Source organism: Streptomyces anatolicus (assembly GCF_019400875.1).
GTDB classification, from domain to species: Bacteria; Actinomycetota; Actinomycetes; order Streptomycetales; family Streptomycetaceae; genus Streptomyces; species Streptomyces anatolicus.
Genome location: NZ_WMBF01000077.1, coordinates 1 through 20,477, shown reverse-complemented (window position 1 = coordinate 20,477; position 20,477 = coordinate 1). Strand labels below are relative to the sequence as shown.

The 20,477-nt window shown below is 70.8% G+C and carries 17 protein-coding genes; 6 read left to right on the top strand and 11 right to left on the bottom strand.

Features of this window, described 5'->3' with window-relative positions; translation table 11 throughout:
• Window positions 1-21: 21 nt before the first annotated feature.
• Entirely contained in the window at window positions 22-1,239 is a 1,218-nt protein-coding gene (locus GKQ77_RS10490) for an acetate kinase (RefSeq protein WP_219688445.1), read from the top strand.
• A gap of 73 nt (window positions 1,240-1,312) precedes the next feature.
• Window positions 1,313-2,746 carry a pyruvate kinase gene (gene pyk / locus GKQ77_RS10485; protein ID WP_219688444.1) on the top strand — a complete coding sequence of 478 codons (1,434 nt, stop codon included), beginning with the start codon at window positions 1,313-1,315 and terminating at the stop codon, window positions 2,744-2,746.
• A gap of 96 nt (window positions 2,747-2,842) precedes the next feature.
• Here pyk and GKQ77_RS10480 read toward each other — a convergent pair whose 3' ends face one another.
• The 4 genes from GKQ77_RS10480 to GKQ77_RS10465 form a co-directional block, all read right to left on the bottom strand.
• Window positions 2,843-4,144 (bottom strand): hypothetical protein, encoded by a 1,302-nt coding sequence (locus GKQ77_RS10480; protein ID WP_219688443.1) that lies wholly within the window; start codon window positions 4,142-4,144, stop codon window positions 2,843-2,845.
• Window positions 4,134-4,646, bottom strand: coding sequence for a DUF6114 domain-containing protein (locus GKQ77_RS10475; RefSeq protein ID WP_219688442.1), 513 nt, complete (start codon window positions 4,644-4,646; stop codon window positions 4,134-4,136). Before GKQ77_RS10475 ends, GKQ77_RS10480 begins: the two co-directional genes overlap by 11 nt.
• 210 nt (window positions 4,647-4,856) lie before the next feature.
• Entirely contained in the window at window positions 4,857-5,474 is a 618-nt protein-coding gene (locus GKQ77_RS10470) for a DUF6230 family protein (protein WP_219688441.1), read from the bottom strand.
• Window positions 5,475-5,988: 514 nt separating this feature from the next.
• A complete protein-coding gene (locus tag GKQ77_RS10465; protein WP_219688440.1) occupies window positions 5,989-6,972 on the bottom strand; it encodes a tetratricopeptide repeat protein in 984 nt (327 codons plus the stop codon).
• A 335-nt stretch (window positions 6,973-7,307) separates the two neighbouring features.
• Here GKQ77_RS10465 and GKQ77_RS10460 point away from each other — a divergent pair, with 335 nt between their 5' ends.
• Window positions 7,308-7,949 carry a TetR/AcrR family transcriptional regulator gene (locus GKQ77_RS10460; protein ID WP_219688439.1) on the top strand — a complete coding sequence of 214 codons (642 nt, stop codon included), beginning with the start codon at window positions 7,308-7,310 and terminating at the stop codon, window positions 7,947-7,949.
• Window positions 7,950-8,015: 66 nt separating this feature from the next.
• On the opposite strand, the gene GKQ77_RS10455 is transcribed toward GKQ77_RS10460, so the two are convergent.
• Window positions 8,016-9,020, bottom strand: a complete 1,005-nt coding sequence (locus GKQ77_RS10455; RefSeq protein ID WP_219688438.1) for a GDP-mannose 4,6-dehydratase — start codon at window positions 9,018-9,020, stop codon at window positions 8,016-8,018.
• Complete coding sequence (locus tag GKQ77_RS10450; RefSeq protein ID WP_219688437.1) at window positions 9,017-10,204, bottom strand: UDP-N-acetylglucosamine--N-acetylmuramyl-(pentapeptide) pyrophosphoryl-undecaprenol N-acetylglucosamine transferase; 1,188 nt, start codon at window positions 10,202-10,204, stop codon at window positions 9,017-9,019. The genes GKQ77_RS10455 and GKQ77_RS10450 overlap by 4 nt, the downstream gene beginning before the upstream one ends.
• Window positions 10,205-10,268: 64 nt before the next feature.
• Here GKQ77_RS10450 and GKQ77_RS10445 point away from each other — a divergent pair, with 64 nt between their 5' ends.
• On the top strand, window positions 10,269-11,021 hold the full coding sequence (locus tag GKQ77_RS10445) for a response regulator transcription factor (protein WP_219688436.1): 753 nt from the start codon (window positions 10,269-10,271) through the stop codon (window positions 11,019-11,021).
• Entirely contained in the window at window positions 11,018-12,598 is a 1,581-nt protein-coding gene (locus tag GKQ77_RS10440; RefSeq protein WP_219688435.1) for a sensor histidine kinase, read from the top strand. The genes GKQ77_RS10445 and GKQ77_RS10440 overlap by 4 nt, the downstream gene beginning before the upstream one ends.
• On the opposite strand, the gene icmA is transcribed toward GKQ77_RS10440, so the two are convergent.
• The 3 genes from icmA to GKQ77_RS10425 all read right to left on the bottom strand — a co-directional run bounded on the left by icmA (window position 12,595) and on the right by GKQ77_RS10425 (window position 15,355).
• Entirely contained in the window at window positions 12,595-14,295 is a 1,701-nt protein-coding gene (gene icmA / locus GKQ77_RS10435) for a coenzyme B12-dependent isobutyryl-CoA mutase large subunit (RefSeq protein WP_219688434.1), read from the bottom strand. The two genes, GKQ77_RS10440 and icmA, sit on opposite strands and share 4 nt — an antisense overlap.
• Window positions 14,296-14,368: 73 nt before the next feature.
• Window positions 14,369-14,701 (bottom strand): DUF3817 domain-containing protein, encoded by a 333-nt coding sequence (locus GKQ77_RS10430; protein ID WP_219688433.1) that lies wholly within the window; start codon window positions 14,699-14,701, stop codon window positions 14,369-14,371.
• 141 nt (window positions 14,702-14,842) lie between these two features.
• Window positions 14,843-15,355 (bottom strand): MarR family winged helix-turn-helix transcriptional regulator, encoded by a 513-nt coding sequence (locus GKQ77_RS10425; RefSeq protein WP_219688432.1) that lies wholly within the window; start codon window positions 15,353-15,355, stop codon window positions 14,843-14,845.
• 195 nt (window positions 15,356-15,550) lie between these two features.
• Between GKQ77_RS10425 and GKQ77_RS10420 the strand changes: the two genes are divergently transcribed.
• Window positions 15,551-16,591, top strand: coding sequence for a glycoside hydrolase family 6 protein (locus GKQ77_RS10420; protein WP_219688431.1), 1,041 nt, complete (start codon window positions 15,551-15,553; stop codon window positions 16,589-16,591).
• Between the two features lie 3 nt (window positions 16,592-16,594).
• On the opposite strand, the gene glxA is transcribed toward GKQ77_RS10420, so the two are convergent.
• Entirely contained in the window at window positions 16,595-18,562 is a 1,968-nt protein-coding gene (glxA, locus tag GKQ77_RS10415; protein WP_219688430.1) for a radical copper oxidase GlxA, read from the bottom strand.
• A gap of 3 nt (window positions 18,563-18,565) precedes the next feature.
• Window positions 18,566-20,419, bottom strand: a complete 1,854-nt coding sequence (locus GKQ77_RS10410; protein WP_219688429.1) for a glycosyltransferase family 2 protein — start codon at window positions 20,417-20,419, stop codon at window positions 18,566-18,568.
• Window positions 20,420-20,477 lie beyond the last annotated feature (58 nt).

Below are 20,477 nucleotides of genomic sequence, written 5' to 3'. Positions count from 1 at the left end.
CACAGAAAGCACCGCATTCAAGTGACCGCCACTCGCGTACTCGTCCTCAACTCCGGCTCCTCGTCGGTGAAGTACCAGCTGCTCGACATGCGCGACAGCTCACGCCTGGCCGTCGGCCTGGTCGAGCGGATCGGCGAGGAGACGTCACGGCTGAAGCACACCCCGCTCACCGGCGGCGGCGCCGAGTCCCGTGAGCGCGAGGAGCCGATGGCGGACCACGAGGCGGCGCTGCGGGCCGTCGCCGACGAGCTGGCCGCCGACGGGCTCGGCCTCGACTCCCCCGAGCTGGCCGCGATCGGCCACCGGGTGGTGCACGGCGGCCTGAAGTTCACCGAGCCGACGGTGATCGACGACGCGGTCCTCAAGGAGATCGAGCGGCTCGTCCCGGTGGCCCCGCTGCACAACCCGGCCAACATCACCGGCATCCGCACCGCCCAGGCGCTCCGCCCCGACCTCCCCCAGGTCGCCGTCTTCGACACGGCGTTCCACACGACGATGCCGGAGTCCGCGGCGCGTTACGCGCTCGACGTGAAGACCGCCGACGAGCACCGCGTGCGGCGCTACGGCTTCCACGGCACCTCGCACGCGTACGTCTCGCGCAAGACCGCGCAGCTGCTGGGCAAGGCGCCCGAGGACGTGAACGTCATCGTGCTGCACCTGGGCAACGGCGCGTCGGCGAGCGCGGTGCGGGGCGGTCGCTGCGTCGACACGTCGATGGGGCTCACGCCGCTCGAGGGGCTCGTGATGGGTACCCGGTCCGGCGACATGGATCCGGCAGTGATCTTCCATCTCGCCCGGGTCGGCGGAATGTCCATCGACGAGATCGACATTCTGCTCAACAAGAAGAGCGGTCTGATCGGCCTCTGCGGCGACAACGACATGCGGGAGATCAGGCGCCGTATCGACGCCGGTGATCAAGAGGCGGCACTCGCTTTCGAGATCTACATCCACCGTCTGAAGAAGTACATCGGCGCCTATTACGCGGTACTCGGCCGGGTGGACGCCGTCGCGTTCACGGCCGGTGTCGGCGAGAACGCCGCTCCGGTACGGGAGGCCGCGGTGGTGGGCCTGGAGGAGCTGGGTCTCGCGGTGGACGGCGCGCTCAATTCCGTACGTTCCGACGAAGCCCGGCTCATTTCGCCGGAGTACGCGCGCGTGGCCGTCGCCGTGGTGCCCACCGACGAAGAACTGGAGATCGCCGATCAGACGTATGCATTGGTCAGCGACCGCAACGCCTGAGCGCACGGCCGCCCATTTGTAGATTCCACCAGACGGAATATTCCGAAGCGAAACAAACCGATAGGATCGCCCCATGCGCCGTTCCAAAATCGTCTGCACGCTGGGCCCCGCCGTCGACTCCGAAGAGCAGCTCGTCTCGCTGATCGAGGCCGGCATGAACGTGGCCCGCTTCAACTTCAGCCACGGCACGCAAGCCGAGCACCAGGGCCGGTACGACCGTGTCCGCGCGGCCGCCGCGAAGACCGGCCGCGCCGTGGGTGTCCTCGCCGACCTCCAGGGCCCGAAGATCCGTCTGGAGACCTTCGCCGAGGGCCCCGTCGAGCTGGTGCGCGGTGACGAGTTCACCATCACCACCGAGGACGTGCCCGGCGACAAGTCGATCTGCGGCACCACCTACAAGGGTCTGCCCGGGGATGTCTCCAAGGGCGACCAGGTCCTCATCAACGACGGCAACGTCGAGCTGCGCGTGGTCGAGGTGGACGGCCCGCGCGTGAAGACGATCGTCGTCGAGGGCGGTGTCATCTCCGACCACAAGGGCATCAACCTGCCCGGCGCGGCCGTGAACGTGCCCGCGCTCTCCGAGAAGGACATCGAGGACCTCCGCTTCGCCCTGAAGATGGGCTGCGACATGGTCGCCCTGTCCTTCGTGCGCGACGCGGGCGACATCAAGGACGTCCACAAGGTGATGGACGAGGAGGGCCGCCGGGTCCCCGTCATCGCCAAGGTGGAGAAGCCGCAGGCCGTCGCCAACATGGAGGGCGTCGTCGCGGCGTTCGACGCCGTGATGGTGGCCCGTGGCGACCTCGCCGTCGAGTACCCGCTCGAGAAGGTCCCGATGGTGCAGAAGCGCCTGGTGGAGATGTGCCGCCGCAACGCCAAGCCGGTGATCGTCGCGACCCAGATGATGGAGTCGATGATCACCAACTCGCGCCCCACGCGCGCCGAGGCGTCCGACGTCGCCAACGCCATCCTGGACGGCGCCGACGCGGTCATGCTGTCGGCCGAGTCGAGCGTCGGCGCCTACCCGATCGAGACCGTCAAGACGATGTCGAAGATCGTCACGGCGGCCGAGGAGGAACTGCTCTCCAAGGGGCTCCAGCCGCTCGTGCCCGGCAAGAAGCCGCGTACGCAGGGCGGTTCGGTGGCCCGTGCCGCGTGCGAGATCGCGGACTTCCTGGGCGGCGAGGCGCTGGTCGCCTTCACCAAGTCCGGTGACACCGCCCGCCGCCTCTCCCGCTACCGCGCGGCCCAGCCGATCCTGGCCTTCACCACCGACGAGTCGACCCGCAACCAGCTCACGCTGAGCTGGGGCGTGGACACCTACGTCGTGCCGCACGTCGACAACACCGACGCGATGGTCGACCTCGTCGACGCCGAGCTGCGCAACCTCAACCGCTTCAACGACGGCGACACGGTCGTCATCACCGCGGGCTCGCCCCCCGGCGTCCCCGGCACCACCAACATGGTGCGGGTGCACCACCTGGGCGGTGGCGGCGACCGCGACTAGTCGCCGCTTGCTCGTCATACGCCGAGGGCGCCCCCTGAGCAGGGGGCGCCCTCGGCGTTCGTGCGGCGCGGCTCGGACGCTGATCGACCGAGCGGTTCAGTCGGTGATCGACTGGTGCAGGCCGGGAATGGTGAGGTTGCCGCCGAACTGGCCCGCCTGCACCACCTTCACATCCGTGAAGTAGATCAGCGGGATGTTCAGCGGCGGCGGGTGCTCGGGGTCGAAGGTGATCGGGATGAGCCCGAACAGCTTGCCCGAGATCCGCTCCGTGTACATCGTCGTCTCGCCGCCGCGGATCGTGGACGTGGTGCCCTTGGCCGCCTCGACGTGGTACTTCTTGCCCGCCGGCCCCTCGACGACCTGGTGCAGGTCGCCGATGTCCGTCTTCTGTACGACGTACTTCAGCGCCTGCTTCGTCTTGCCGCCCGGCATGGTGAGGTTCACGACGCCCTGGTAGTCGGCGCCCATGAGCGTCAGGGAGCTGGCCTCCAGGTGCCAGGGCTGGTTCGGGACCGGCGCGGGCGACTGCTCGCTCTCGCCGTCGACCTTCTTCTCCACGACGCACGGGAACGGCTTCTTGCCGTTCTCATCCGGCGCGGCGGGATCCTTGTCCTCGGCCCCGGCCCCGCCCTCGCCCTCGCCCTTGGGGGTCTTCTCCGGGGCGTCCTCGACCTTGTCGGCGGTGTCCTTGACCGGGTCCGGTGCCGGGTCCTTGGCCGTGTCCTCGGCCGTGTCCTCGGCCGTGTCCTCGGCCGTGTCCTCGGGGGACTTGGTCTCCTTGGACGCGGACGGCTCGGGGCGCTCGGGCTCCTTGTCGGACTCGGCGGGCTTGTCAGGCTCGGCGGGCTCCTCCGGTGTGAAGGCGTCCTTGAGGGCGTCGCCGAGACCCAGCGGGTCCCAGGGGTTCCTGGACTTGGTGGGCGCGGGCTCCGGCTCGGGGTCGGCGTCCGGCTTGGGGTCGACGTCCGGCTTGGGGTCCGGCTTCGGGGCAGGGTGCGAGGCGTCCTTCTCCCCCGCGGGCTCTCCTGCGGACGGCGTGGGATCCGGCTCGGGCTTGTCGTGGGAGCCCTTGTCGCCGGCGCGGGGCGACGCAGGCGCGGACGGCTCACCGGAGCCCTTCGCGTCCTTCTCCTCCGCCTCCGCGTCCTTGTCCGGCGCCGTGACGCACGGCCCGTCCTGGAAGGGGTTCTCGGGCGCACCGGGCCTGGCCTGCGCGAGCGTCGGCGTCAGGCCCATGCCCATCAGGACCGCGGTCGGCATGGCCGCGAGGGCGATGGCCTTGCCCGCGGGCACCTGGAGCCGGGTCAGCAGCGGCTTCCTGGGCGCCGCGTGGCGCGGCCCGGTTCTCGCACGGGGCTCCCTCGCGGAGCCCTCGTGGCGCACCTCGTCAGCCGGCACGGTGCCTCCCGTTCGTCCCGTTCGTCGGGCTCGTTCCTGACAGATCGTCCCGCTCGTCGCTCACCCCACCCGGGGCCACCGTGGTCGTCGCGAATCCACCGGCGGACCGTGCGGGCGCCCAGGAGACGCCGAGGGCGCCGCCGAGCAGGGCGAGCAGGTAACCGATGACGAAACCGCCGAAGTTGGAGACCACCAGGGAGACCAGGGCGAGCAGGATCGCCGCGACGCCCGCGAAGACCCGGGAGAGCGGCTGGAACCACAGGGTCAGGCCGAGCACGATCAACAGCACGCCGATGATCAGCGATCCGGCGCCGGCGGTGGTCGCCATCCGGATCGTCATCGTGCCGAGCGTGAGGTTCGCGTACGGGAAGTACATGATCGGAATGCCACCGAGCAACGTCAGCAGACCACCCCAGAACGGGCGCTGACCGCGCCACACCCGGAACGATCGGCGCATCCGGCCGAGCTTGTCGCCCAGTCCCACTTGCGCTTCGGCGCTCATGTCGTACAGCTCCTCGGGAATGGCGTTGGTTCTGTGTGTCGTGCGGATTCGGGCACGGGGACGGCTCCGTCATCTGCCGTCGCGCCCCCGCGCCCGGCCGTTCATGGCGACGAGTGCGTACGAGATCGCGTACGACGTGCGCGCGTACTGCCTCGCGTACGACGCGAACACGTACCGAATCCCGTACGGCCTACCGGGGCGTCAACCGCCCTAGTAGCACTCGTGCTTGCCCTTCTTGACCGACATCGCGAGGCCGGAGAGCTTGAAGGTGCCGGCGGAGGTCGCCCACGCGCGCTGGCGGACCTTGGTGAACTTCACCGACTCCGCCTGCTGCGCGAACGAGCCCGGGGCGTACTGGTCGTTCTTCGCCGGACCCGGCCCCTTGGTGGTGTCATCGACCGAGACACCGATGTCGATCTTGTTGAAGGTCGCGTTGGCCTTCAGGTCGTCGGCGTCGATGTACAGCTTCTTGGCGATGACCTTGGGACCACCGGCCCGGCCGGCCCTGAGGGTCATCGACACATTGCCGAAGGCCGGTACCGGCACGACCACGGACTGGCAGAGATTGGTGATCTTCGCCGAGTCGAGGCCGACGACGGCGACCGGGTGCTTGCCCGACTTTCCGACGTCCACGGCCCCGTACTGGACGAATCCCGTGCCCTTGAGTTCGTCGACAGTCAGCTTGAACTGCTGACCGGACACACTGAACGATGCCGCGAGCGCGCCCTGGGACAGGGCGACGCCTATCGCGGCGCTCGCCGCGACGCTCGGCACCATGACCACGGCGAACCGCTTCCATCTGGTTCCGCCACGAGCCACGGACTCCATGACTTTCCTCCTTCTCGGACGTACATCTCCGGCCCTGACTGCTCCCGCTCGGGCGGCTCAGCCGGGCAGGGATGGGAGAAGTGCTACGTCCTCGGGAAGGAGAGCGCCCGCTGTCGGAGGCGCCAACCGCACCACACATCACCGGCGATCACCCCCGAGCGACAACCACTGGTCGCGCCCGACGCGTCACGCACGACCGCTCGGTGGGGAACCAAAGAGCCCGCTTCCCCGACTGGCTGTCGGATCGCGGGTCATCGGACCGAGCGTCGCCGATCGTGGTGCATTCTCGGCGCCCGCACAAGGGGGTTCATTACTGGCTAGTAACGACCGGATAACCGAACCGCGACCGCCCGGTATCGGTCAGCCACGGACGGTGCCTCAACGGCCGGGAGCAGAACGGGACATGAAGGGGTGAAGCCACCCAGATACCTGCCCGTCACTTACTCCGAGTAACAGTGGCCGCGTTTGCCAATTTTTGGCAAACGCGGCCACTGTTACGCGTCTGACGCGAGGGTCAGAAGAGCACCCGGGCGAGGGACGTGCGCGCCGCCATCACGCGCGGGTCGTCCGCGCCCACGACCTCGAAGAGTTCGAGCAGCCGCACCCGCGCCGCGTCGCGGTCGTCGCCCGCCGTGCGCCGCACGGTGTCGATGAGCCGCCCGAAGGCGTCCTCGACATGGCCGCCCACCAGGTCCAGGTCGGCCGCCGCGATCTGGGCCGCGACGTCCGCCGGCTTCTCGGCGGCGTCCTTGCGGACCTGCTGCGGGTCGAGGCCCTGCACGCGCTGGAGCAGTTCGGCCTGGGCGAGACCGAGCTTGGCCTCGGTGTTGGCGGGGTCGTCGCTGAGTACGTTCTTGTACGCCTGGACGGCACCGCCGAGATCACCCGCGTCCAGCGCCTGGACGGCCGCTTCGAGCAGGGCGTCGTAAGGACCGGCGGGCACCTCGGCCGGGGCGGCGGGCCGCTGTCCCTCGGCTCCGGGGTCGACTGCGAGGCCGGTCAGGCCGAAGCGCTCCTCGCCGACCTGGATCAGCTGGTCCAGGGTCTGGCGGATCTGCGCCTCGGGGGCCGCGCCCTGGAAGAGGGGCAGGGCCTGTCCGGCCACCACCGCGAAGACCGCCGGGATCCCCTGGACCCCGAACTGCTGCATCAGCATCTGGTTCGCGTCGACGTCGATCTTGGCGAGGAGGAACCGGCCGTTGTACTCCTGCGCGAGCCGCTCCAGGAGGGGGCCCAGCTGCTTGCAGGGCTCGCACCACTCGGCCCAGAAGTCGATGACGACCGGTACCTCGGTGGAGCGCTGGAGGACCTCGTGCTCAAAGCCCGCCTCGTCGACGTCGATGACCAGGCTCGACGGGGAGATCGCGGCGCCCGCCGCGCCCCCGCCCTGCCGGGCCGCTTCGGCGCGCGCCTGCTCCGCCTTCGCCTTGGCCTCCTGGGCCGCCTTCACGGCGGCGAGGTCGACGACTCCACTCATGGACATGTTCCGTGGCTGCATGAGTACATCCTCCCCCAAGCCGTGCGGGAACCGCGCCCGGCTGTGGCCCCCCGCCGGATTGCGGGGCCACAGGGGGCACGGTCCAAGGTCCCGAGGAGGACCGTCGGTTGGCGCGGGGTCCCCACCCCGTGCCGGTCGTGCTGCGTGGTTGTCGCTCTGGTGTCGCTCTGGTGTGCTCTCGTGGCGACGCCCACGGCTCTCACCACGGGCTTTCGCTACGGGTCGTAGCGTAACTGCCGGGTACGGGACTTGGACAGCCGTCGTCGGTGATCTCCCTCACTGGGGTGCGGGCCGGGGGGCCCGGCTCGTACGTACCGAGCGGTATGGTCGCGCCCATGCAGAGCCGCACGCCCCCCACCCCGCCAGCTCCCCGCACCGGCGGACGCCCGCGCAGCGCGACCGCCGACGCCGCGATCCTGGAGGCGACCCGGCAGGGCCTGGTCGAACTGGGCTGGTCCAAGCTGACGCTCGGCGCCGTCGCCACCCGGGCGGGCGTCGCCAAGACCACCCTCTACCGGCGCTGGGCGGGCAAGAGCGAGCTGGTCGTGGACGCGGTGGCGGAACTCTTCGACGAGCTGGAACTCCCCGACCGGGGCAGTCTGGCCGCCGACATCGAGGGCGTGGTCCTCCAGTTCGCGGTGCTGCTCGGGCGGCCGGAGACGAAGACGGCGCTCATGGCGGTGGTCGCCGAGTCGACGACGGACGAGCCGCTGCGGGCCCGCATCCGAACGTCCATCGTCGACCGCCAGAAGCGGCTTGTCCTCGCGGGCCGGGAGCGGGCGCAGCGGCGGGGCGAGCTTCCGGAGGAGCCGGACGCGGTCGGCGCCGCCCGTACGGCGGACCTCATCTTCGACGTGATCGCCGGGGCGGTGGTCCACCGCGCCCTGGTCAGCGCGGAACCGGTGGACGAGGACTGGGCCCGCCGCTTCACTCTGCTGCTCCTGGGCGGCCTGGCAGCGGCAGCCGCGCAAACGTGAGGGGCGGGCGCCCCGAAGGGGCGCGGGGAACTGCGCGCCCAGCCCCCACAACCCCGCACCCAGAGCTCAAACCTGATACCGCTCAGGCGCGAACAGCCGCACATTCTCGGCGACCCAGGCCGAGGTGTGCCGCAACCCCTCCCCGAGGGAGACCTGCGGCTCCCACCCCGCCCACTCCCGAGCCCGGGAGTTGTCCGAGAGAAGCCGCTCCACCTCGCTCCCGGCGGGCCGGAGCCGCGCGGGGTCGACGACCACGGACGCCTCCCGCCCCGACGCCACGATCAGCGCCTTCGCGAGGTCACCGATGGAGATCTCCCGGCCCACGCCGAGATTGACGGCGTGCCCGAGCGCCCGGTCGCACACCGCGAGCGCCATGAAGCCCCGTGCCGTGTCGGTCACGTACGTGAAGTCCCGCGTGGGCGTCAGCGAGCCCAGCTTGATCTCCCGCGCCCCCGCGTGGAGTTGGGCGAGGATCGCGGGGATCACGGCACGGGCCGACTGGCGCGGGCCGTACGTGTTGAAGGGGCGCACCACCGTCACCGGCAGCTCGAAGGCGTGCCAGTGCGACAGCGCCATCATGTCGGCGCCGATCTTCGACGCGGAGTACGGCGACTGCGGCTGGAGCGGGTGCGACTCGGCGATCGGGGCCGTCAGCGCCGTCCCGTACACCTCACTCGTGGACGTGTGGACGAGCCGCCGCACGGAGTGCCGCCGGCACGCCTCCGCGACGTTCTCGGTGCCGACGACGTTCGTCTGGACGTACGCGCCCGGGGAGTCGTACGAGTACGGGATGCCGATCAGCGCGGCCAGATGGAAGACCGTGTCGCACCCGGCGACCGCGTCCATCACCCGCCCCGCGTCCCGCACGTCGCCCGCGATCATCTCGACCCGCGGATCACCGATGAGGTGCGCGAGGTGGCCCTTCTCCGCGTAGGGCTTGTAGTGGACGAAGGCGCGGACCTTCGCGCCCTCCGCGAGCAGCAGGTCGACGAGGATCGACCCGATGAAGCCCTCGGCCCCGGTGACGAGGACGGTGCGGTTCTGCCAGGTGAAGGCGGTGGGCGTGGTCATGCGTACTCCAGGTGAGGGGTGGGGTGGGCGAGGTGAAGGACCCGCCCGGCGAGCAGGTCGGCGGCGCGGGCGTGCGGCCCGGGATCGGCCGCGCCGCTCATCGCGGCGAGCCGCGCCGGGTCGGCGAGGAGCGGGCCGACCAGCTCCGCGAGCCGGTCGGCGGTGGTCTCGGCGTCGGGCAGAAGGAGGCCCGCGCCCGCGTCGGTCAGGACCCGGGCGTTGTGGGTCTGGTGGTCGCCGGGCGCGTGCGGGTAGGGCACGAGGACGGCGGGGACGCCGGTGGCGGCCAGTTCGGCGACGGTCGCGGAGCCCGCACGGCAGACGACGAGGTCGGCGGCGGCGTAGGAGAGGTCCATGCGGTCGAGGTAGGGGACGGCGCGGGCGATCGCGTCGCCCCCCGTCGAGGCGAGCCGCGCCTGTGTCTCGGTGAGAGCCGCCGGGCCCGTCTTGATCAGGAGGTGTACGTCATGACGTCCTCGCCCCCGCCACCGCTCGGCGAGACCGGCCGCCGCCTCGGTGAGCCGCGCCGCCCCGAGGCTGCCGCCGTTGAAGAGGACGAGCCGGGCCCCGGCCGGCACGCCGAGCGCGCGCCGCGCCTCGTCGCGCAGCGCGGCCCTGTCGAGCGCGGCCAGCGGCGCGGCGATCGGCATGCCGGTGGTGTGCGCGCGCTCGCCGCCCGGCAGGTGCGCCCGGCTGCGGTCGAAGGCGACCGCGATGTTCGGGGTGAGCCGGGCCGCGAACCGGTTGGCGCGCCCCGGCACGGCGTTGGACTCGTGGATGAGGCTCGGCAGGCCCGCGAGGCGGGCGCCGACGATGACGGGGGCGCTCGGGTAGCCGCCCATCCCGACGGCGACCTGCGCGCCCTGCTCGCGCAGGATGGCCCGACACTGGGTCCCGGACCTCATCAGCGCGGCGGGCAGCAGATAGCGGCGGGCGCCGAGCGAGGGATCGAAGGGGATCATGTCGACGGTGTGCAGGCGGTACCCGGCGTCCGGTATCAGCCGCTTCTCCAGGCCCCGCTCGGTGCCGACGAAGGAGATCACCGCGCCCGGCACGGCCCGGCGCAGCGTGTCGGCGAGGGCGAGGCCCGGATAGATGTGCCCGCCGGTGCCGCCCGCGCCGATCACGACGGAGAGGCGGGGGCCCGCCGGGGGCGCGGCGCGGCCGGAGTGAGAGGTTCGCATGGCAGTGGAGCATCACGCGAGGGTCTAAGAGGGTTTTAAGAGCCGCGTTTGGCACCTTTGGTCCATGAGCTTCACGAGCTTCACGAGCCCGGCCGGCCGAGGCGGGCCGCCGGGCGCGGCCGAACCGGCGCCGCACAAGATCCTCGTCGTCGACGACGACCCCGAGGTCCGCGCCGCCGTCGAGGACGCCCTGACGGTCGAGGGCCATCTGGTGCGCGGCGCGGCCGACGGCCACCGCGCGCTCACGGCGGTGGCCCGCTGGGAGCCGGACCTGGTCGTCCTCGACGTGCTGATGCCGGTCATGGACGGTCTCGCGGTCTGCCGCCGGCTGCGCGCCGCCGGTGACCGGACGCCCGTACTGGTGCTGACCGCCCTGGACTCGGTGAGCGAGCGCGTGGACGGCCTGGACGCGGGCGCCGACGACTACCTCGTCAAGCCCTTCGCCTTGGACGAACTGGTGGCGCGGGTGCGGGCGCTGCTGCGGCGCGTGACACCGGATCGCCCGGCCGGCGACGGTGACGATCTCTCGTACGGCGATCTGGTCCTCGACCCCGCCACCCGCACCGGCCGCCGAGGCGAGCGGCGCGTCGAGTTCAGCCGCACGGAGGCCGTCCTGCTCGAACTGCTGCTGCGCAACGCCGGGCAGGTCCTGCCGCGCGAGCTGATCCAGCGGGCGGTGTGGGGCCGTGACTTCGGGCCGGACTCCAACTCCCTTGCCGTGTACGTGGGTTATCTGCGCCGCAAGCTGGAGTCGGGCGGCGAGCCGCGGCTCGTCCACACCGTGCACGGCGTCGGCTACCGGCTGGGCTCCCCGTGAGCGCCCGGCGCAGGCTCGGCACGCGCTGGCGGCGGCGCAGGCCACTGCGCACCCGCCTCGCGGTGATGGCGGCGGCGGCCGTCGCACTGGTGGCGCTCGGGGTGTGCGCGGCCGCGTTCTTCGTGATCCGCTACAAGCTGTACCAGCAACTGGACCAGAACCTCGCCCAGTCGGCGACGCTCATCGCCCAGCAGCACCGCGACGAGGGGCCCGGCGTGGTCACGGGCGAGTGCCGGTTCCTCGGCGCGCCCGCCTGCTCACAGATCGTCCCGGCGGACTCCGCCGAGGACCCGGAGCGCCCGTATCTGCTGCCGGTGGCAGGCGCGACGCGTGCGGTCGCCGCGGGCCAACAGGCCCCGTACTACACGAGCTTCACACTGCCCGGCGGCAAGCCGGGCCGCATGTACACCACCACCTTCGGCGACGGCGACGCCGTACAGGTCGCCCTGCGCGCCGACATCGCCGAGCGTGGCGTGCGCCAGGCCGCGGCGCTGCTCCTCGCGGTGGGCGGCGCGGGCGTCCTGCTCTCGGCGGTCGGCGGCTACTGGGTCTCGCGCACCGGCCTCGCCCCGATCACCCGGCTCACGGCGACGGCCGAGCGGATCGCGGCCACCCGCGACGCCCGGCACCGCATCGAGCTGCCACCGGACCCGCCGGGCCGCGAAGGGCGCGGGGGCCCCGGGGGGCGCAGGGGCCCCGGGGGCCGCCGACACCGCGAGGCCCGCCAGGATGAGGTCACGCGCCTGGCCGCCACGTTCAACACGATGCTCGCCGAGCTCGAGGAGTCCGTCGCGGCCCGCCGCCGCCTGGTCGCCGACGCCTCCCACGAGCTGCGCACCCCGCTGACGGCACTGCGCACGAACGCCGAACTCCTCGCCAAGGCCGACCGCCTGACGGAGGCTCAGCGCGCACGGGCGTCCGGCGCCCTCGGCCGCCAGCTGCGCGAAGTCACCGGTCTTGTCAACGACTTGATCGAGCTTGCCAGGGAGGAGGAGCCGCAGCCGCTCCTGGAGGAGGTGCGGCTCGCCGACCTCGCCGCCCACGCGGTGGACGCCGCTCGCGGCCACTGGCCCGCGGTGCCCTTCGCCCTCCGGATCGCGCCGGAGGCGGCGGACCTCAGCATTCCCGGCGTACCCGCGCGCCTGTCGCGGCTGCTCACCAACCTCCTCGACAACGCGGCCAAGTTCAGCCCGCCGGGCGCCCCCGTCGAGCTGGCCCTCACCCCCACCGACCTGACCGTGCGTGACCACGGGCCGGGCATCGCCGACGAGGACCTGCCGCACGTCTTCGACCGCTTCTACCGCGCCGAGAAGGCCCGCGCCCTGCCGGGCTCGGGCCTCGGCCTCGCGATGGCCCGCCAGATCGCCCACGCGCACGGGGCGGAACTCTCGGCGGAACGGGCGCCGGGCGGCGGCGCGCTGTTCCGTCTCACACTGCGCGGGTTGGTGGGGGCTGGTCGCGCAGTTCCCCGCGCCCCTGACGGGGCGCGGGTCGTGCCCCGAAGGGGCGCGGGGAACTGCGCGAGCGACCACGACGGACCCGCGGATTCACGCTCCCCCGACAGGCCCCCTACTTAGAACCCCGGCGGCTCCACGTAAACCCCCCACTCGTCCCGCAGGGCCCCACAGATCTCCCCGAGGGTCGCCTCCGCGCGGACCGCCTCCAGCATGGGGCCGATCATGTTGGTCCCGCCCCGCGCAGCGGCCAGCATCGCGTCCAGGGAACCCCGCACCCGCGCGTCGTCACGCCGCCCCTTGCGCGCCCCGAGTTCACGGACCTGCTCCCGCTCCACCTCGTGGCTGACCCGCAGGATCTCCAGATCCCCGGTGACGGAACCCTCGTGGCAGTTGACGCCCACGACCCGCTTGTCGCCCTTCTCCAGGGACCGCTGGTACTGGAAGGCGGACTCGGCGATCTCGCCGGTGAACCAGCCGTCCTCGATCCCCCGCAGGATGCCCGAGGTGATCGGTCCGATGGGGTGCTGCCCGTCGGGGCGGGCCCGGCGCCCCCGCTCCTTGATCTGCTCGAAGATCTTCTCGGCCTCGGCCTCGATGCGGTCGGTGAGCTGCTCGATGTACCAGGAGCCGCCCAGCGGGTCCGCCACGTTGGCGACGCCGGTCTCCTCCATGAGGACCTGCTGCGTGCGCAGCGCGATCTCGGCGGCCTGCTCACTGGGGAGCGCCAGGGTCTCGTCGAGGGCGTTGGTGTGCAGCGAGTTCGTGCCGCCGAGCACCGCGGCAAGGGCCTCGACGGCCGTACGCACGACGTTGTTGTACGGCTGCTGGGCGGTGAGGGAGACGCCCGCGGTCTGCGTGTGGAAGCGCAGCCACTGCGCCTTCTCGGTCCGCGCGCCGTACTCCTCGCGCAGCCAGCGGGCCCAGATGCGGCGGGCCGCGCGGAACTTGGCGATCTCCTCGAAGAAGTCGACGTGCGCATCGAAGAAGAAGGAGAGTCCGGGCGCGAAGACGTCGACGTCCAGGCCGCGGCTGAGCCCCAGCTCCACGTACCCGAAGCCGTCCGCGAGGGTGTAGGCGAGCTCCTGCGCGGCCGTCGCCCCGGCCTCGCGGATGTGGTAGCCGGAGACGGAGAGCGGCTTGTACGCGGGGATGTCGCGCGCGCAGTGCTCCATCAGGTCGCCGATGAGGCGCAGATGCGGCTCGGGCTGGAAGAGCCACTCCTTCTGCGCGATGTACTCCTTGAAGATGTCGGTCTGGAGCGTGCCGTTCAGGATGTTCGGGTCGACGCCCTGGCGCTCGGCCGCGACCAGGTACATGCAGAAGACGGGCACGGCGGGCCCGCTGATCGTCATGGAGGTCGTCACGTCGCCGAGCGGGATGTCCTTGAAGAGGACCTCCATGTCGGCGGCGGAGTCGATGGCGACGCCGCAGTGCCCGACCTCGCCGAGCGAGCGGGGGTCGTCGGAGTCGCGGCCCATGAGGGTCGGCATGTCGAAGGCGACGGAGAGGCCGCCGCCGCCGTTGGCCAGGATCATCTTGTAGCGCTCGTTCGTCTGCTCGGCGTTGCCGAAGCCCGCGAACTGGCGGATGGTCCAGGTCCTGCCGCGGTAGCCGGTGGCGTAGAGCCCGCGCGTGTAGGGGTACTCCCCCGGCCAGCCGATCCGCTCGAATCCCTCGTACGTGTCACCGGGGCGCGGCCCGTAGACGGGCTCGACCGGGTCGCCGGAGAGCGTGGTGAAGTCCGCGTCGCGCTTGCGGGCCTTGTCGTAACGGGCCTGCCAGCGTCGGCGGCCTTCCTCGATCGCGTCAGCGTCCATACCCTCGAATTTACTAGGACGTCCTAGTAAAAGTCGATGGTTCACCGCCACGGGTTGCCCGTGGCGGCGGGGGTTACGCCTTGGCGGTGACCGGCGAACCGTCGGTGATCAGCGGCTCGACCTCGCGGGCGACCTTGCGCTCGACGAAGAAGGCGGCGGTCGGGATCGTGCCGGAGACGAGCACCCACAGGAGCTTGCCGAACGGCCACTTCGCCTTGGAGCCCAGGTCGAAGGCGAAGATCAGGTAGATGATGTACAGCACGCCGTGCACCTGCGACACGACGAGCGTCAGGTCCTCGCCCGTCTTGAAGCCGTACTTGGCCACCATGCAGGCGCACAGGATGAGGAGCATGACGGCGGTGACGTAGGCCATCACCCGGTAGCGGGTCAGCACGCTGGATTTCATGGATACGAGCGTAACCGCCCGGCAAAGCCCCGCTTGAGCGGGGACCACGTCATGCTTCTCGTGCTCCGAGCCTGCATGGTCGGACCATCCCCACCTGCGTGGGGACTGCGCGCTGACCCGCGGGAACAGTAGCTCGGCCCCTCAGCCCTTCTCCTCGAAGTCCTGCGCGGCGACCCGCAGGGGCCGCAGCATCGCGAAGATCTCCCCGCACTCCTCCGCGTCGTACACCCCGAGCCCGAAGTCCATCGCCATCAGCTCGCGCGTGGCCGCCTCGACGACCTCGCGGCCCTTCTCGGTGATGGAGGCGAGGGTGCCCCGGCCGTCGTTGGGGTTCGGGCGCTTGTCGACCAGGCCGGACCTCACGAGCCGGTCGACCGTGTTGGTCACGGAGGTGGGATGCACCATCAACCGCTCGCCGATCTTGGACATCGGCAACTCGCCGGCCTGCGAGAAGGTGAGCAGCACCAGCGCCTCGTAGCGCGCGAAGGTCAGTCCGTACGGCTTGACGACCGCGTCGACCTCGGCGAGCAGGATCTGGTGCGCGCGCATGATCGAGGTGATCGCGCCCATCGCCGGGACCGATCCCCAGCGCTGCTTCCACAGCTCGTCGGCGCGGGCGATGGGATCGAAGGGAAGGCTGAGCGGCTTCGGCACGCCAAAGACCTTACCCGTCGGTCATATGGTGGTCAGCCCTGTCTCGCAATTCGGGCGTACGTTCCCCGAACGCCCCCGCCCGGCCCGCCGCGCACAGCACGCGCACAGCGCCCCGGTGTCGCACAGGAGGATGATTCGCCCCATATGCAACGATTGCCGGGCTGACTGACCGTCACCGTCGCCCAAGGGGTCTGGATGCACCGGCTGCTCCGCACGTTCACGGCACTCATGGCTGTCACCGCCATCGGGCTCACGGCGGGCTGCTCGTCGGGGTCCGGGTCCGAGTCCGGCCCCGCGAGGCCCGACGGCGCGGAGGTCGCCTCCGGGGCCTCCAGCGCCGCCGCGAAGGCCCCGCCGAACACGTTCTGGGTCGACCCCGACAGCCCCGCCGCCCGCCAGGTCAAGGAGTGGGAGCAGCAGGGCCGCGCCCAGGACGCCGAGGCGCTCAGGCGGATCTCCGAGCAGCCGCTCGCCGTGTGGCCGGCCGGGGACGACCCGGCGCCCGACATCAGGGCGGCGACCGAGGGCGCGAAGAAGGAGGGCCGCACGGCGGTGCTCGTGGCGTACAACATCCCGCACCGCGACTGCGGCCAGCACTCCGCGGGCGGCGCGAACAGTTCGGAGTACTACCGGAACTGGATCGACACGTTCGCCGGCACGATCGGTGACGCCCCCGCCCTGGTCATCCTGGAGCCCGACGCGATCCCGCACATCGTGGACGGCTGCACCCCGGCCGAGTACCACGCCGAGCGCTATCGGCTGCTCTCCGACGCGATCGAGCGGTTCAAGCGGCAGCCGAAGGTGAAGGTCTACCTCGACGCGGGCAACCCCGGCTGGATCACCGACGCGCAGAAGCTCTCCGAGCCGCTGCTGAAGGCGGGCGTCGCGCAGGCCGACGGCTTCTCGCTGAACGTCTCGAACTTCCAGAGCGACCAGGTCACCAAGGCGTACGGCCGCACGCTGTCGGCGTCGGTCGGCGGCAAGCACTTCGTGATGGACACCAGCCGCAACGGCAAGGGCCCGCTGGCGGGCGACCGGCAGGACGCCTGGTGCAACCCTCCGGGCCGCGGTCTCGGCACTCCGCCCACCGACCGCACGGGCGACCCGCTGCTCGACGCCGTCCTGTGGATCAAGCGGCCCGGCGACTCGGACGGCCCGTGCCGTGGCGGCCCGGCGGCGGGCCAGTGGTGGCCGGACTACGCGCTCGGCCTCGCGCGCAACGCGAAGGCGGCGTGAGAGTCACTGCTCCTGGCCGACGTGGATCCACTTGGCCTGCGAGGACGTGCCGTCCTTGTCGTTGACGAAGAGCATGTACCAGCCGGGCGGGACGAGCGCCGTGTCCTGCTGGGGGATGTCGACCGTCACCGCTCCCTTGCCCTTGGTGAGACCCAGCGCGATCGAACGCTGTTCGACGTCGGTGGTGTGCGTCACCGCGCTGGGCCGCATCAGACGGGCCGAGACGATGTTCTCCGGCCGGTCGGTCAGGAACGTCGCGCGGCCGTCCGCGGCCAGCTGCACCGGCCCCTGACCGAGCACCGGGCGGTTCTTGCCGCCCTTGTGCAGCGCCGGGGGCGTGAAGATCTCCATGCGCTGCTCGAAGTGGCCGAGCTTGGTGTTCTGCTCGTTGTCGAAGAGGGGGTCCGAGCCGAAGGTGACGACCCGGCCGTCGGGCAGGAGCAGCGCCTCGGAGTGGTAGTTGCGGCCCACCTTGGGCGCCGCGGCGGCGCGGAAGGCGTTCTGCTTGGGGTCGTAGAACTGCGCCTTGAGGATGTTGCTGGCGCCCCGGCCCCGGTAGTCGGATGAGCCGTTGGAGGTGAACACCGAGTCGTCCGGCATGATCACGCTGTTGAGGTAGCGGGTGCCCTGCGGGAGCTGGGGTCCGGTCTTGAAGGACGGGTTGGCCTCCTTGAGGTCGATCACCGCCGTGCGGCGGGTCGCCTGGTCGGATTCGCCCACTCCCCCGCCACCGAGGATCATCACCTTCTGGTCCTGCGCGGGCGGCAGCAGCACGGACGCGGACGTCTCGGTCTTGTCGAGGTCGGTCAGCCCCGGCACCTTCTCGAACTTGTTCGTCGCCAGGTCCCACAGGCCCGGCTCGCGGCCCTTGTCGGCGGGGCCGTAGCCCGCGTTGGACGCCGGGTAGAAGAGCTTGCCGCCCTTGGTGAGGAAGAGCGCGGGGTAGGTCGGGAAGTACCGCTTGGGGCCGTCGGTCCACTTCTTCGTCTTGGGGTCGTAGATCTCGTTGTCGCCGGGGTCGATGACGCCGACGTCGTCGAGTCCGGAGACCGCGAGCACCTTGCCGTCCGCCAGGCCGACCAGCGTGGGGTACCAGCGGGCCTTCTTCATCGGGTCGACGGGGACGTACCTCTCGGCCTTCGGGTCGAACTCGTACGCGGCCTTGATCCCCTGGAAGTCCTGCTTCTCCATGTCGATCTTCTCGGCGATGCCGTACGTGTTGTCGGCCTCCTCGCCGGTCAGGCCCTCGATCTCGTACTGCGCCGACTTGTCGTTGACCGACTGCGGGCCCGCCTCGATCGCCTCTACGAAGACCCGCGCCTCGCTCGCCTTGACCTTCGTCTTCCAGGGCTGCATCGCGCCGGACTTGGAGTAGGTGATCTCGTAGTCCCGCTTGGCCTTCGGCACCTCGACGTCGAACTTGCTGACGTACTCGATGCCGGACGGCGAGCGGAACTTGGTGCCCTTCTTGAGGACGATGGCCTTGTCGGGGTTCTCGTTCTTGACCCGCATGCCGCCACCGGCCCGCTCCACCTCGCCGTCGAGCAGCTCGTAGCGCGCGGTGCCGCCCGCCACCAGGAGCCGTCCGTCGGGGAGCTGGGCGTGCCCGGCGCAGAAGAAGTCCTCGGGGGTGTCGATCTTTTTGAAGGTGTTGTTCACCGGGTCCCACAGGACCGTGTCGAAGGACCCCGCGTCGAATTTCCTCTGTTCGTTGCCAGAGCCCGCGACGATCAGCACCTTGCCGGTGTGCAGGAGCGCGGCGTGGATGGCGTTGGTGCGGAACTCCTTGGGGATGTCGACCTGCTTCCAGGAGCCGTACTTCGCCTTGTAGCCGGGCCGGGAGATCTTGTACTCGTAGTACTGCTCCTCGGCGAAGGAGAGCGCGGCGGGCGCGTTCAATCCGACGAGCAGGGCGCCCGCGCCGACTCCGATGAGTGTCTTCCTCGTGCGCCTAGAGGGCCGGTAGGCCATGGGTCAGTTCCCTCCTGTCGTCGTACCGGTGGCGAAGGCGGGCTCCGGCTCGCCCTCCGCGTCCGGGGCGCTCTGCCCGGCCTCGCGCCGCTCGTGGGCCGTCCGGCGGGCCTCCCTGCGCTCCTTGGCGAGGGTGAAGGTCCACACCGCGACCGGCGCGAGGGAGATGGCCATCGCGAGGACCGCCCAGGTGCGCATCGCCACATGGGTGTGGCCGAGGACGAAGGAGGCGGTCAGCGAGGCGGCGAGCAGTGCCGCCCAGAAGAGGTGGATACGGAAGGTCAGCAGCCGGTCCGGGCTGGCGTCGCCGCCCTTCGGCGTGACCACGAAGCGGCTCGGGCGGCGCACGACGGCGGCGCCGAGGGACTTGGCATAAATGGGGGCGGAGAGCGCCGACATCGCCATGCCGGCGAGGCCTCCGGAGCCCTCGGGCTCGTGCGGGGAGACGTTGTGGCGGCGGTTCCAGAGGTAGAGGCCTATCTGGAGGGCGGCCGCGTCGCTGTAGAGCATCAGCCAGACGGAGGCCGCCACCTGGGTGCCGGAGGCGCCGAACCACAGGAAGAGGACGCAGCTGAGGATGCCGAGCAGCCAGTTGACCGCCGTCATCGGGTAGTACACGAGCATCATCGTGTACGAGAAGAGGCGCCCGGGCGGCATGGTGAACGGCGCCTTCCAGTACTGCTTGAAGAGCGTCTCGTAGGTGCCGCGCGACCAGCGCATCTGCTGGGTGAAGAAGTCGGTCCAGGAGGCGGGGCCCTCACCGACGGCCAGGACATCAGGCGTGTAGACCGAGCGCCAGTGGTTGCGGGTGGCGGGGTTGCGGCGGCGGTGCAGTTCGAAGCCGGTCGCCATGTCCTCGGTGATCGAGTCGTACAGGCCGCCTATCTGGGTGAGCGCCTTGATGCGTACGACGTTGTTGGTGCCGACGAACATGGGGGCGCGGTAGCGGTTGCCCGCGCGCTGGATGAGCGCGTGGAAGAGGAACTGCTGGGACTCGGCGGCCTTGGTGACGGGCGTCTCGTAGTTCCCGTAGACCTGCGGCCCGACGACGAACGCGATGTCCGGGTCGCGGAAGTAGCCCATCATCCGCTCCAGGAAGTTGGGGAGCGGGACGTGGTCGGTGTCGACGGAGGCGAAGAAGTCGTACTCCGCGTGGTGCATCGCCAGCCAGGCGTTGTAGTTGCCGTGCTTGGTGCGGGCCTTGTGCGGGCCCTTCGCGCGGTTCCACTCCGGTACGCCGAGGCGTGTGAAGTGCCGGACGCCCAGCTCTTCGCAGAGGGCTTTCGCCTCGGGGGCGTCCCCCTCGTCGAGGAGCCACACGTCCAGGGGGCCGGTGTGGTGTATCCGGACCGCCCCTTCGAGGGTCGCCCGGACCATGGAGAGGGGTTCCTTGCCGGGGACGTACGTGGTGAGGAAGGCGACGCGGGTGCCCTTCTCCGGGAAGACCGGCACCGGATCCCTCGCGACCATCGTCGCGTGGGCGATCGATATGACGTTGACCAGCATGAACAGCTCGATCAGACCGATCGCGGCGAGCATCGTGACGTCGAGCCCGATGAGCCAGCGTTCGCCGCCCTCGCGTTCGGTCCAGTGCGTGGGCCATACGAGGTAGACGAGCAGCAGCCCGGTGAGTATCGGCGCCAGCGTCATGAGCAGCACGGCGCGTATTCGGTGCGGCTCGGAGGAGAGCAGCTTGCGGTACTGAACCCGGTAGCCGCCTGCCCCGCCGCCCTCGCCGCCGCCGTGCGGCTCGGTGAGCGGCCCGGCGAGCGTGCTGTGGGTGTCGTAGTCGTAGCCCTCCGGCTGCCGCACAGCGCCCTCCAGTGTTCTGGTAATCGAACGAGCCGATACCCCCACAAAAGGGGAGTTTCGCCAGCGTGTCGAACGGGGTGCGTCCGTGCGAGGGGTTTTGGGG

What these genes read in the sequence shown, in the direction of transcription:
- pyk (WP_219688444.1), top strand. Translation starts at nt 1,313, where the DNA reads ATGCGCCGTTCCAAAATCGTCTGCACGCTGGGCCCCGCCGTCGACTCC.
- GKQ77_RS10475 (WP_219688442.1), bottom strand. Translation starts at nt 4,646, where the DNA reads ATGAGCGCCGAAGCGCAAGTGGGACTGGGCGACAAGCTCGGCCGGATG.
- GKQ77_RS10470 (WP_219688441.1), bottom strand. Translation starts at nt 5,474, where the DNA reads ATGGAGTCCGTGGCTCGTGGCGGAACCAGATGGAAGCGGTTCGCCGTG.
- GKQ77_RS10465 (WP_219688440.1), bottom strand. Translation starts at nt 6,972, where the DNA reads ATGCAGCCACGGAACATGTCCATGAGTGGAGTCGTCGACCTCGCCGCC.
- GKQ77_RS10460 (WP_219688439.1), top strand. Translation starts at nt 7,308, where the DNA reads ATGCAGAGCCGCACGCCCCCCACCCCGCCAGCTCCCCGCACCGGCGGA.
- GKQ77_RS10455 (WP_219688438.1), bottom strand. Translation starts at nt 9,020, where the DNA reads ATGACCACGCCCACCGCCTTCACCTGGCAGAACCGCACCGTCCTCGTC.
- GKQ77_RS10450 (WP_219688437.1), bottom strand. Translation starts at nt 10,204, where the DNA reads ATGCGAACCTCTCACTCCGGCCGCGCCGCGCCCCCGGCGGGCCCCCGC.
- GKQ77_RS10445 (WP_219688436.1), top strand. Translation starts at nt 10,269, where the DNA reads ATGAGCTTCACGAGCTTCACGAGCCCGGCCGGCCGAGGCGGGCCGCCG.
- icmA (WP_219688434.1), bottom strand. Translation starts at nt 14,295, where the DNA reads ATGGACGCTGACGCGATCGAGGAAGGCCGCCGACGCTGGCAGGCCCGT.
- GKQ77_RS10430 (WP_219688433.1), bottom strand. Translation starts at nt 14,701, where the DNA reads ATGAAATCCAGCGTGCTGACCCGCTACCGGGTGATGGCCTACGTCACC.
- GKQ77_RS10420 (WP_219688431.1), top strand. Translation starts at nt 15,551, where the DNA reads ATGCACCGGCTGCTCCGCACGTTCACGGCACTCATGGCTGTCACCGCC.
- glxA (WP_219688430.1), bottom strand. Translation starts at nt 18,562, where the DNA reads ATGGCCTACCGGCCCTCTAGGCGCACGAGGAAGACACTCATCGGAGTC.